Source organism: Deltaproteobacteria bacterium GWA2_45_12 (genome assembly GCA_001797365.1).
Taxonomy (GTDB): domain Bacteria; phylum UBA10199; class UBA10199; order UBA10199; family UBA10199; genus UBA10199.
On record MGPH01000053.1, the window covers coordinates 52,673 to 66,241 of the forward strand.

General features: G+C 44.6%; 8 protein-coding genes and 1 pseudogene (1 of these 9 running past the window's edge). All 9 read right to left on the reverse strand.

Features of this window, described 5'->3' with window-relative positions; translation table 11 throughout:
• A pseudogene (locus tag A2048_08270) lies at positions 1-1,178 on the reverse strand (aspartate kinase) (it extends 34 nt beyond the left edge of the window).
• Between the two features lie 63 nt (positions 1,179-1,241).
• Positions 1,242-4,796, reverse strand: a complete 3,555-nt coding sequence (locus A2048_08275) for a chromosome segregation protein SMC (GenBank protein OGP08065.1) — start codon at positions 4,794-4,796, stop codon at positions 1,242-1,244.
• A 105-nt stretch (positions 4,797-4,901) separates the two neighbouring features.
• Entirely contained in the window at positions 4,902-5,273 is a 372-nt protein-coding gene (locus A2048_08280) for a hypothetical protein (protein OGP08074.1), read from the reverse strand.
• Between the two features lie 36 nt (positions 5,274-5,309).
• The gene (locus A2048_08285) at positions 5,310-6,485 is read right to left on the reverse strand and encodes a hypothetical protein (protein OGP08066.1); all 1,176 of its coding nucleotides are present in this window, start codon (positions 6,483-6,485) and stop codon (positions 5,310-5,312) included.
• A 9-nt stretch (positions 6,486-6,494) separates the two neighbouring features.
• Positions 6,495-7,862, reverse strand: coding sequence for a hypothetical protein (locus A2048_08290; GenBank protein ID OGP08067.1), 1,368 nt, complete (start codon positions 7,860-7,862; stop codon positions 6,495-6,497).
• Positions 7,863-7,868: 6 nt separating this feature from the next.
• Positions 7,869-8,318, reverse strand: coding sequence for a hypothetical protein (locus A2048_08295; protein OGP08068.1), 450 nt, complete (start codon positions 8,316-8,318; stop codon positions 7,869-7,871).
• A complete protein-coding gene (locus A2048_08300; protein OGP08075.1) occupies positions 8,319-9,368 on the reverse strand; it encodes a hypothetical protein in 1,050 nt (349 codons plus the stop codon).
• Positions 9,369-9,391: 23 nt separating this feature from the next.
• Positions 9,392-11,791 (reverse strand): hypothetical protein, encoded by a 2,400-nt coding sequence (locus tag A2048_08305; GenBank protein OGP08069.1) that lies wholly within the window; start codon positions 11,789-11,791, stop codon positions 9,392-9,394.
• Positions 11,788-13,386, reverse strand: a complete 1,599-nt coding sequence (locus A2048_08310; protein ID OGP08070.1) for a hypothetical protein — start codon at positions 13,384-13,386, stop codon at positions 11,788-11,790. The genes A2048_08305 and A2048_08310 overlap by 4 nt, the downstream gene beginning before the upstream one ends.
• Positions 13,387-13,569: the final 183 nt, after the last annotated feature.

The following is a 13,569-nucleotide window of genomic DNA, read 5'->3' on the forward strand; positions in this document are numbered from 1 at the left end:
TTCACCGCTTCTTTTCCGTGTTTTTTGTCAACCACGACCGAAACACGGATTTCAGAAGTGGAGATCATCTGGATATTGATTCCTGCTTCTGAAAGTGTTTTGAATACTTTGGCGGCAACTCCTGAATGGGAGCGCATCCCCACGCCAATCACTGAAACCTTGGCAACCGACTTTTCGGTATCAATACGGCTGGCTCCAATTTCCTTGGACACATTTTCAATAATTTTCTGGGCCAAAACCAAATCATTCACCGGAATGGTAAAGGTTAAATCAGTAAATCCATCTTCACTGACATTTTGGACAATCATATCGACGTTGATTCCGGCATCCGCAATGGGCACAAAGACATTTTTGGCAACACCGGGTTTGTCAGGTAAACGACGCAAGGAAATCTTGGCCTCGGATTCATCCAGAGTAATTCCTGAAACAATCACATCTTCCATATTTTTATCCTCCTTCACAATAATGGTTCCCTGGTTGTCATTAAAGGACGAGCGCACCACCAAGGGAACATTATATTTGGCAGCAAATTCAACCGACCTGATTTGGAGAACCTTCGCCCCTTGGGAAGCCATTTCCAGCATCTCGTCGTGGGAAACACGCGGAAGTTTTTTTGCATCGGGGCAAATACGGGGGTCGGTTGTATACACGCCATCGACATCCGTATAAATTTCACACAAGTCCGCCTTAAGGGCGGCGGCCAAGGCTACAGCCGTTGTATCCGAGCCACCCCGACCCAAAGTGGTGATGTTCCCTTCTTCGTCCATTCCCTGGAAACCGGCAACAACAACCACCATCCCCTTTTTAATACTATCAAAGATAACACTCGCATCAATTTTTTGGATGCGTGCTTTTGAATAAGCTGAATCCGTCACAATCTTGACCTGATGGCCCGAAAAGGAACGTGCTGCTTGTCCCAACCCCTGCAACGCCAAAGCTAACAAGCCAACAGTCACCTGCTCGCCAGTCGAAATAATCTGGTCATATTCCCGACCATCGGGCTCTGGATTGATGGATTTAGCCAGCTCGATAAGCCGATTGGTTTCCCCCGCCATGGCAGACACAACAACGACCACGTCATGGCCTTCCTTGCGAGCTCCGGCCACACGAGCCGCCACATTCTTAATGCGAACGGCATCCTGGACCGAAGTCCCCCCATATTTTTGAACGATAAGCATAAAGAAGTGCTGTATTTATAAGGGAATGAAGGGAAAGTCAAATGATGTGGAAAAGTGCTTTTTTTAATGAAGATTCACCGAAACCAATTGCGATACCCCCGCCTCTTGCATGGTCACGCCGTAAAGCACATCCACCATTTCCATGGTGCGTTTGTTGTGGGTGATAACGATGAATTGCGACTTGTCCGTCATGGTGCGGATCATGTCGTTATAACGATGCACATTGGCCTCATCTAAGGGGGCATCCACTTCATCTAGGATACAGAATGGGGAGGGCTTAATAAGAAAGATGGAAAAAATAAAACTAACGGCTGTCAGGGCCTTTTCCCCGCCTGAAAGCAGGCTGATCGACTGAAGTTTTTTGCCGGGAGGCTGGGCGATAATATCAACCCCTGTTTCCAAAAGATTTTCTTCATTGGTAAGGGCAAGGCGGGCACGCCCTCCCTGGAAGAGTTTTGGAAAAACTTTTTGGAAGGTTTCATCCACTAGTTTAAAGGTGGCCAAAAACCTCTCACGCGTGGTGCGATTGATTTTTTGGATGACACGCTCAAGGGTTTTAAGTGAGGTTTCCAGATCGGTTTTCTGGTGAAGAAGAAAATCCAAACGGGTCTTTAATTCGTCATATTCCTGAAGGGCCTGGGGATTGACATCCCCCATGTTGGATAATTTTTCACGCAACTCAGAAACTTTTACCTTCGCCTGCTCGCGATCAAGATTTGAATCTAACCTATCTTTATAAATATCAGCCAAGCTCAAACGATGCCGCTCCAAACATTGCTCGGTTAAATGTTTCATGAGCCCACGAACTTCCGTCAAGGAAATGGTCACCTGGCTTATTTGCTGGGCAAGCAAGGCTAAATGATCGCGCATCTTCTTGAAACCTTGTTCGCGCTCACGCACAAGCCCTGTCTGGGTTTCATAAGATTCGCGCAGGGTCCGCATGGAGGATTCGATGGTTGTTTTTTGATCCATCCTTTTAACCAGCATTTTTTCGATATGGGCACACTGTGCGGCCATTTGTTCATCCTTGAACATGAACCCCAGCTGTTCTTCCGTCTTTTTTATTTTTTCAAGAAAGAGGCGGCCTTTTTCATCGATCAATCTCTTTATTTCAGCATCCAAATGATCCATTCGCTCCCGGCTTTGCGCCACCTTGATTTTTATCTGCGTTAAAATTTCAGCCTGGGTGGCAGCCGACTTGGCCAAACCTTCATACTCAGATTTTTTGACGGCAAGTTCTGCCGTTAAATTAAGGGATTTTTCAGCGAGGGTCTTTTGTTCTTCTTCAAAAATTTGTTCAGTGGTGGCCAATTCATCGAGCTGCCTGTGTGCCTGCTCCAAACGGCTTACCAGCTCGGCTTGATCCGTCTCAATTTTGGAAAGTTCCTTTTTAAAATGAGTCAGATCTTTTTCCTGGTTGGCTATTTTTATTTCTTCTTCAAAGGAGGTGCTTTTCACCACTTCAAGGGACCCTTCCAACACACCCACCTGCGCGATAAGGTTTTGGCATTGCCCTTCCTTGGCCTGCAATTCCCCTTTCAAGTTTTCAATAAGCACTCCCAAATCTTTCATCTCCCGCTTTTTTTCCAAAAGGGCCTTTGATGTATTTTCGGTGGAACCACCGGTGATCACCCCGGATGGATCAACCACTTCACCTCCTAAAGTAACCAAAGTTTTTCGATGCCCGTTGAAAGACCACAGATCAAGGGCACGCTTTAAGGTGTCAACCACAACAACATCGCCAAATAAAAATTCGGAAAGAGTTTGATAGTCACTAGGCAAATTAACAAACTGACGAAGGGGCCCCAACACCCCTTCCTGGGAAGAAATTTCACCCGATTGTTCATAAGAAGAACGAACACCCAATGGAACAAAGGAGCTGCGCCCACCGGCAAGCGTGTTTAAATATTCAACGGCCTGCAAACCTTCCTGCTGCGATTTTACAACCACATATTGCAACTTTTCCCCCAAAACAGCCGAGACCGCATTTTCAAACATGGGCTCGGTTTCAACGAAATCAGCCACGGTCCCAAAAATACCTTCTTCGGCCAATTCCTTCTTTTTAAGGAGGACCGATCGCGTGCCTTCCTGATAACCTTCAAAATTACGGCTTAACTCTTCGAGGGAACTTAAGCGCGATTGTTTCAGGGTAAGCTCTTCTTTTAAACGGAAAAGATTTTTTTGTTCGACATCGAGGTTTGATTTTAACTGCCCCAGCTCCTGGAAAAGCGAATCGGTTTTTGTCGTCAGGTCAAATTTGAGCTGTTTTAGGCCGGTTAATGTTGACGTCACTTCATGGTAAACTTTTTGGGCCTGGTGATACTGGCTTTTAAGCCCTCCCAGTTTTTCCTCGTCGTGGGAGAGCACTTTTTTCAGATCGTCTTTTTTGCGATGGAGGTTTTGTTTTTCGGCATCGAGTTTGTGCAGACGGGCCTCGGTGGCATAAAGCTCCTCACGTACAGCCTCAAGCTGCTTGGCAACGTCTGTAAGCCCGGTCTGAATATTTTCATTTTGACTGGCCAAGGTGACAAGTTCTTCCTGGCATGACTGGGCCTCCATATCGGCCTGCCATTTTTGGTCATCAATTTGAATTAACCCCTGGCTGACTCCTTCGTATTGCATTTCCAATTCAGTGAGAAATTTGACACCTTCCTCGGTACGAGCTTGCAGATGAACCCGTTCATCTTTTTTGAATTTAAGACCGGATTCGGAAAGACGGATATAATTGGTGACTTCAAAAAGACGATTTTGAACTTCGTTAAGTTCCTTTTCTTTTTCCAAAAGACCGAAACGTACCGCTTCGATTTCGTTTTCTTCATTTTGTAAAACCGATTTCAACCCGATTTCTTCCTCACCCAATTTTTTCAACGAAGCTTCCCCTTCTTCCTGTTTGGAAAACGCATCGGCATAATCGGCAGCACTTAGAGCCAAATCCCATTTTTCAAATTCCGTTCTTAATTCCCGGTATTTTTCTGCCTTGCGCGCCTGGCGATCAAGCGAACGTACCTGACGTTCCAATTCGCCAATGACATCGGTAAGCCGTAGCAGGTTTTGGCTGGTTGCCTCCATTTTCCGGAGGGCCGATTCCTTGCGTGCCTTGAATTTTGAAACACCGGCTACTTCTTCAATGTAGTAGCGCCGTTCCTCGGGTTTTGAGGTGATGATTTGTCCTACACGCCCTTGTTCAATAATGGAATAGGCTTTGGTGCCAATACCGGTTCCCAAAAACAAATCGGTGATGTCTTTAAGACGGACCGGAACTTTATTGATAAGATATTCAGAATCCCCCGTACGATAAAGACGACGACAAATGGAGATTTCGGAATGGTTCAAGTAAGCAGCAGGAGTTTGATATCCTTCTGTTGAAAAAGTCAGCTCCACACTGGCCATCGACAAAGGAGCCCGGCTTTCAGTGCCGGCAAAAATGACATCTTCCATGTTTTTGCCACGCAAATGCTTGGCCGATTGTTCCCCCATGACCCAACGAATGGCATCCACAATATTGGATTTTCCGCAGCCATTGGGACCCACCACAGCCGTTACATCCTTGTCAAAAGTGACCACGGTTTTATCCATGAAGGACTTGAAACCGATAATTTCAATACGTTTGATTTTCATTCAGAAAAATAGGACTTAAGCTCCTGTTGAATACTCGTTAAAAATTTTTAAAACTATATCTAGTTCACAGGTGGGTTGTAAAGATTTTTTGAGCCCGGGGGTATTTTACAAAACCAAATCGTATATTTTCCCCAATAAATCCTCGACATCATAGGGTTTGGGGACAAAATCCTTGGCTCCCAAAGCCACCACTTTTTGCTTTAAATGGGGCTCATCCATTCCTGAAAGGACGAGAATCGGAATTTCTTTGGTTTCATTGCGACTTTTCAGGTTTTGTATCACCGTTTGCCCGGTTCCCGCGGGCATATTCAGATCTAAAATAATGAGATCCGGCTTCTCCTTATGGGCAACTTCAATGGCCCTGATCCCTTCATAAGCATAAACGGTATTAAAACCCTTGGACTCCAAAAGGTCCCTTAAGTTTTCCACAATCCCACGTTCATCATCGGCAATAAGAATTTTTTTTCTGGGTTCCATATTCATTTTTCTCCTTTACCATCCTTTAAAGGGGGCTTAAAGAGGCAACTCCACAAAAAAAGTCGCCCCCTTGCCCAGTTCGGATTCAACCCAAATGTCCCCTCCATGAAGGGCCACCAGATCCCTGGCAATGGCCAAACCAAGGCCCGTTCCTTCTTCTTTTTCACCATCCAAACGCTTGAATTTGTCAAAAATACTCCCAATATTTTCAGGGTCAATACCATGCCCCGTATCCATGATTTTAATAAGCAAGTAGGAACCTTTTTTACAGGCTTGAAGGATAACAGCCCCTCCTTCAGGTGTAAATTTTATTGAATTACTCACTAAATTGGCCAAAACCTGCAAAATACGATCCCGGTCCGCTGTCAGATTGAGTCCCTGTTCACATTGACAAGACAGATTAATCTTTTTTTCCACTGAGGATGGCAAATAAAGTTCCATCAATTCACTGACAAGCTCTTCCAAATCAAAAACGGATTTGTTGAGTTCGAGTTTACCCGCCTCCATTTTGGCAACATCAAGAAGATCACGAATCATGCGCGAAAGCCGATCGACCGTACCAATGGCCAAATTGATTGATTTGAGCTGTTTTTCACTGACAGGGCCCAAAAGGCCCAGTTTCATGTTTTGAAGGCTGCCTTTAATGACAGCCATGGGCGACTTGAGTTCATGGGATACATTGGCCACAAAGGAGCTTTTTTTATCACTTAAATTTTTAAGGCGGGTCACATCCTGATAAAGTTGTTTATCCAAAAGGGTTGATAAAGCCATCATCACTTCAATATCGGGCATCGGACTTAAGGGAACATATTTTGCTTTGGCTAAAAGGTTTTTTTTCAGCAGTTTTTGGACCAAGCCGACAATGTCGGAGGTTTCCGATTTGTCCATGAAGGCATCGGCCCCTGTTTCAAAACTCCAGCTACGGGGATCATCCACAGCTTGGGTGGCCGCTTTACTGGTTTCAATAAGAATGGGAATATGACTGGTTCCCGGATGGTCTTTAAGCAGACGACATACCTGGTACCCATTAATGCGCGGCATATTAATATCAAGCACAATAAGATCCGGCATTTGGGTAAAGGCGCTATGGATGGCTTCCAAACCGTCTTTGGCATAAACCACCTCAAAGCCGGCTTGCAAAAGTTCATCCCCCATCATTTGACGGGCCAGCCCGCTATCATCCACGACTAAAATTTTGGAAACCTGCGGCATGATCATTTCCTATTCAAGAGTTTCCAGGGCACGATGCACCGCCTGATAAAGCACCCCGGCCGTCATTCCGTTGGAAAGTTGCATCACCTCATTTTCATCAATTTTTTCAAGAAACTTGAGACAATTAAGATATTCCTTTCGGGCTTTCTGTTGATTCCCGATGGCCCGATACAAGTTCCCCAAATGCAAATAACCCACCGAAAGCTTCTCATCAATATAGAGTAATCTTTGGAAATCATCGATGGCTTCCTTATGATTTCCCATTTTTTCGTTTAAAACTCCCAAAAGATAATAAGCGGGGGCATATAAATTGTCCTTGTTGATGATCTCTTTGGCGATCTGGCAAGCTTGCGTATAGTTTTCCTGGCCGGCCAATTCATAAGCTTTTTCAAGCTTGTCCTCATGGGTTCCCAAATCAGGCGATGCAGAAGAATTTATGGGCTGGTTGGCATTCTGCGGGGCATCTTCAAGATTTAAGGTCATGCTTTCTTCATTATTAAAAGAAGAAAGAGGGATATGCGGGGCCGTCAGATCTCCTATCGAAGGCTCAGAAAGTTTTTGGTAAATAAAAGTTTTGGGAAACTCAATGGGTGTAAAGGCATTTGATATGTTCCACAATGTTTCGGCATGCCCAATGAAAAAATATCCATCGGGTTTTATACAATCGGCAAACTGCGCGATAACTCTTTTTAAAGTATTGATGTCAAAATAAATCGTCACATTGCGGCAAAATAAAATGTCCAGATTGCGCATCCCATTGAGGGTATAAGAATCGCGGGCCAAATTGTGATATTCAAAATGCACCATGTTTTTAATGGAAGGCGAGATCCAGTATTTGCGACCTTTTTGGGTGAAATAAAGATGAAGTAAATTGGCAGGCACCAGGTTAACCGACCGGGCCCCATAAATACCTTCGGCAGCAACCTTTAAGGAATTACGGTTTACATCCGTCGCCAAAATGGAAATATCCCATGAAGCCAATTCGGGAATGGTTTTTAAAAACAGGGCAAGCGAATAAGCCTCTTCTCCCGTAGAACATCCGGCACACCAGATACGAAGCTTATGATCCGTATTTGTTTCCAAGATACGGGGCAAAACATAGCCCCCCAAAGCCTCAAACTGGGGTTCGTTCCTGAAAAAATAGGTTTCTCCGATGGTGATAATATCCAGAAGGGACTTGAGTTCGAGGCGCGCCCGGGGATTAAATCTTAAATAATGATAATAGTCGGCAAAGGTTTTAACCTCACAAACCTTCATGCGTTCCCTTAATTTCTCCTCCAGATTTTCTACGCGATCAAAATTGACATACAAGCCCGACTCTTCCACAAGAAAGTTCTGAAACTGTTTAAACAAATCCTCGGATAATCTTTCATCCATGAAAAGTTACCTTTCAAGTTGTTCCAACTTGTATTTTTCGTCATGGTTTAAAATGCAACCCACGTTCACCAAGATGATGGTTCTTTTTCCGTGAAGGGCCACACCCTCGATCAGTTTCTTGTCAATAAAGTGGGTGACTCCGCGCAACCCTGCATCGACCTGGGGTGAACTTAAGTTTACAACATCCACGACAGAATCAACCAAACACCCAAAAATAAGTTTGTCGTGGCGCATGACAACCACATTATCTGCAGGATGGCTGGCCACCACTGGTAAACCAAAATGCTTGCGCAAATCGAGCACGACAATGCTGTGGTTGCGCACACGCATGATACCATCTACAAATTCGGGAGCCCGGGGAAGTGGACTGACAGGGCCTGTTTTTAAAATTTCCTTTACCTGGCTGATGGGCACACCAAATTCCTCTCCCACCATGGTAAAAACAAGGTATTCCATTTATTCCTCCTTGGACCACTTCACCAAACTTAACGCAATTTTGTTCAAGGGCAGTTCCTCTCGGGCCACTCCCAATTCCTTGGCCATCTTGGGCATGCCATAGACAGCCGATGTCTTTTCATCCTGTATAATCGTATAACCACGGGCGACATAAATGGCTTCCAAACCCTTGGCCCCATCACGCCCCATCCCCGTGAGCAAAATACCCATTGAATTGACGCCAAAAACCTTGGCCAATGATTGGAGTAAAACCGTCCCCGAAGGTTTATGCCCATCCACAGGGTCTTCATTTGTCAGCTGTATCTGCATGCTTTCATTAACACGAATGTGCAAGCCCGTGGGAGCCACATAAACAACCCCTGGCTGAACAATTTCTCCCTGTGTTGCGAGTTTGATTTTTATCTTAATTTCTCCTGCCAACCATGAAACAAGCCCATCCACAAAACCGGGAGACATATGTTGCACAATGAGGATGGGAGCCGAAAAATCGCTGGGGATATCCTTTAGCAGGGCCGACAAGGCGTTGGGGCCCCCTGTTGAAGCAACAATACCCACTATTTTTGAATGCAAATGCGGATGTTTTTGGGCTTCAGCCTGGGCCAGAAGTTGTTTGCGATGCTTTTCGATTTTGGCCAAGGGATGATGCACCACCTGGATCTTGGCCAATAATTTAATGCGATAAATAAGTTCATTGCGTTCTTCATCGGTGGCATCAATATCTTCAAAGCTGCTTTTTTTCATGACATCAAGGGCACCGTAAGAAAGGGCTTCAAACACCTTGTCGGTCCCCATGCGAAAAACCGAGGAGCTAAGAACGATGATAGGGGTGGGATAATAAGCCATGATCTGCTTTGTGGCTTCATAACCATCCATGACGGGCATGTGCATATCCATGGTGACGATATCAGGTTTGTACTTTTCAACCATTTCACAAGCCTCCCGTCCGTTAGTGGCCAATCCTACAACCATGATTTCAGGGTCACGGCTCAAATAGGCCTCAATAAGCTTGGCAATGGTCGGAGAATCTTCAGCAATTAAAACACGAATCATATTTTTATTGTGTTGATCATCCATCAACACAACCTTTCAATCGCATCGAGGAGGTTTCCCTGATCAAATTGGCTTTTCATAATATAGGCCTGGGCGCCCACCTCGATGCCCTTACGTTTTTCATCCTCACGAGAAAGGGCGGTAACAAAAATGACGGGCATATTTTTAAATCGCTCATTGGTTTTAATACTTTTGCACAATTCAAAACCATCCATCCGCGGCATCTGAATATCTGAAACCAACACATCAAAAACATCGTGGTTCATTTTTTCAAGAGCATCCAAACCGTCAATAGCCACATCAACTTCATAACCATGATTTTGCAAAATCGTCTTTTCAAGTTCACGCGTGGTCAGAGAATCTTCAACAACCAAAACCCGTGTTTTCTTTTTCTTTTGCCGCAAAACAGGGCTTTTTTGAGCAGCAGGATGGGCTAATTTGGCTTCACTCACCAAGTCCTGGGCATCCAAAATAACAACAACCTCACCACTGGGAAGAACCGTGGCCCCGTGGACACCCATAATTTTTCCCAAGTACATTCCCAAATTTTTGACAAAAATTTCCTCCTCACCCAAAACACGGTCAACGATAAACCCCACTTTTCTTCCAAGTGAATTTACAATGACCACCGTCCATGTACGATCAGAAATTTCATTACCACCATTTCCTGTGCCTTTAACGGGTTCTTGAGGAGCCAGACTTTCCAAACCCAAAACATCCACCAATGAAACAAGGGGAACAGAAACGTTTTGCACACGTATGACCATATGGTTAGAAAGCGTGGTCACTTCATCCTGTTTTATGGTCAAACTTTGTTCCAACGAAGTGAGAGGAAATGCCCAACGAACACCTCCAGAAACCACCATGAGCACACGCATGATGGCGATGGTCAGGGGCAACTCGATACGCACTTTAGTCCCGCTGTTTTTTTCACTGATGACATCCACCTTACCTTTAAGCCTCTCAATATCGGTGCGTACAACATCCAACCCAACCCCTCTTCCTGAAACATCCGTAATAATGGGAGAAGTAGAAAACCCGGGAACAAAAATAAGATTCAAAATGGATTTATCGGTCATATCGGCAAGTTCGGATTCCGAAACCAGTTCTTTCTCAAGCGCCTTCTTTTTTATAACGTCTAAATCAATGCCGCGCCCGTCATCTTCAACCTGAATAATAACGCTCCCTCCTTCCTGAAAAGCTTCAAGTGTCATGCTCCCTTTGGAGGGTTTGCCCGCCAACAAACGTTCTTGGCTCGTTTCAAGCCCGTGATCCACAGCGTTACGAAGAATATGAATTAAAGGGCCCTTGATTTCTTCCAGAACTTTTTTATCAAGCTCTGTCTGAGCTCCACGAATAACAAAACCGACATCTTTACTCTGTTGATGCGCAATATCCCGTACGAGCCTGGGAAAACCCTCAAAGAGGGTGGCACATGGCAGCATGCGCATTTCCTTCATTTTTTGCTGCATTTCTTCAACCAAGGGATTTAAGTGAAAGATTTCCGTTTGCATGTTGTCAGAAAGTGAGGCGATCTCTTTTCTCAAGTTTTGAGCCATCGACTCAATACCATGCAAATAATTCAAAAGATGGGCCGCTTTCTCCATCTCCTGGGAAGCCCTTAAAACACGGCCCTTGGAAAAGATAAGCTCATCGGGGATTGAAAAGGTTTCTTTAACAAGGGTATCAAGATCAAAAAGCATTTTCTCAATGGCAAATGACTGACGTGTTAATTTTTTGAATAATAAAATTTTATGACTGGACTTGACCTTATTGATGACAATTTCACCGATCAAATTAAGAAGATTATTGATTCTTTTAAGGGGGACACGAATATATTCTTCCTGAAAATCAGGAACTTTTTTGGGAGGCTTGTATTTAAACGTCGCTTCCTCGTATCTTTTACTTTTTTTTATGGTTTCTTTTTTGAAAACATCAGGTTTTTCTGTTTCTACTTCCGCTTCTATTTTTATTTCCGGATTTGGATCTGTCTTTTCCTCTTTGGGTGAAACTGCATGAAAATCTTTGGTATCCGTTTTCTTATCAAGACAAAAAACCTGCATTGCGCAAATCACTTGGGCTGGATCAATATCTTCTTTCTGGGTAAGGCCCACATTTTCAATGGCTTTTTTGATTGTATCCAAAGCCAAAAAAACACTATCAGCAATGGAGGTCCTAAAATTCAACTTTTCAGCTTTAAGAAGTCCGAAAAGCTCTTCAATAGCGTGGGCAATGGAATGAATGCTTTCATAACCCATCATGCGAGCCGCCCCTTTAAGGGTATGGGCGGCACGAAAAAGTTCCTCTAAAAGGGGAATATTCTTGGGGCTGGATTCAAGGCGAACCAATCCCTGGTTGAGGATGGTTAAATATCCATTCGCCTCATCGGTAAAAGTGGCAATGAACTTGGATTTATCAATCATTCAATCCTGAACTCCCCAATGGTTTTTTTAAACACATCGGCTTGCTGTTCCAAACGGCCCGCGGCAGACTGCGCCTGGCGGGTTGAATCCACAAACTGCCTGGCCACCTGATCAATGTTTTTGATGGCCAACACCACCTGGTCTGCCGCTGAACGCTGCTGGCTTGTGGCCATTGAAATTTCCTTGGCCTGCTGCACGGTTTCTTGCACCATTTCAAGGCCCTTGACGACCTGCTTGGTGACCTCTTCAACCCCCATCACGGTGGCATTGGTCTCAGCCTGGATTTCCGTAATGAGAGAGCGTATTTCATTGGTTGATTCCGTTGAACGTTCGGAAAGTTTTCTTACTTCACTGGCCACAACGGCAAAACCTTTTCCCGCCTCACCTGCATGGGCCGCTTCAATGGCGGCATTCAAGGCCAGCAGATTCGTCTGTTCGGAAAGATCATCAATGAGTTTGACAATATTTCCAATGGACTGGCTTTTTTCACCCAAAATCAGGATTTTTTTTGCGGCCTGGGACACCTTGGACTGTATTTCGCGCATTCCACTTAAAGTTCGCTCAGCGGCTCCATTGACCATCTGGGCATTCTTGGCAATTTGCTGGGCCGTGCGAGCCAACTCTTCCACCGTGCTTGAAACTTGGGCCACCGCTGAGGACTGTTCTGCAGCGCCAGAGGCTTGTTCTTCAGAGGCGGCATGAATCTGGAATGCTGCCGAAGCCACCTGCAACCCCGCCTCCTTCACCTGTTTTAAAATGGTCGAAAGCCCTTCGGACATCTTGTTAAAAGCTTCACCCAGCTTTCCAATTTCATCCTCCCCGCCAATTTCAACCCTTTGGGTTAAATCCCCTTTCATGGCTGTTTTTGTGGCTGTAGAAGTAAGCAAGGTAAGACGTTCACGTAAAGAACGCATAATCAGCGTGGCTGATGACCCCAATAAAACAGCACTGAGCAGGGCCAAAACAAGGCCGATAACAACCGGGATATTGATTTGTGAGGCAATGATCTCTTGTTGGGTACTTACAGAATGCCCCAATACATCGCGAAGCTGGCGAATTTTTCCAATCACAATATCCTGTTTCATTTTTAGGATATTTAACGTTTCATCCAGCAAGACAACATCCTCTTTTTCAAAAAACCGGGTGCCCAATTTTTCAATCTGATCAATGTCGGATGAAATGGATTTGGCAAGCAGAGCCCATTTGGTTTCCTTGTTTTGAACATAGAGTTCAAAACCCTGGGCTAAGTGCAGCATCTTTCCGGAGGTCAGTTTGAAATCTTGGGAGGCTTGCATCGGGCCAATTTCAGGTACTTTTTTGATGGGATCGGTTAAAGAAAGAATATCGGATTCAAGTTCATGCAGTGAAATAACAATCTGTGCCGTTTCACTTGTGTCGGAAAGTCTCCCCAAATACAGGCGACCATAATAGGCCCCGATAAGAGCCTGAACCAACAAGATGGCCACGGCCAAACCGAATGCCAAAAATAAGCGTGCTCCAATGCCATGAAAAAATAATTTTGAACCCTTCATTGACCCCCCCCTCATAAAAAAAACAATGATAAATCCCATTTCATTTGATGAAATGTCTTTCATTTATAACATAAGCTTTTGAAATAACGAAATAAAAATAAAACAATCAATTAAATGTCTTTATTATTTTTAGTCAAAAAAATGTCTGTCCATCAAACACGGTGGGTGTTTTTAAGAATTTCTTGATATGCGCCCCTGACACTGGAGGGAATGGATAGGAAGTTGAGGTGGATGGGTTGCAGTCTT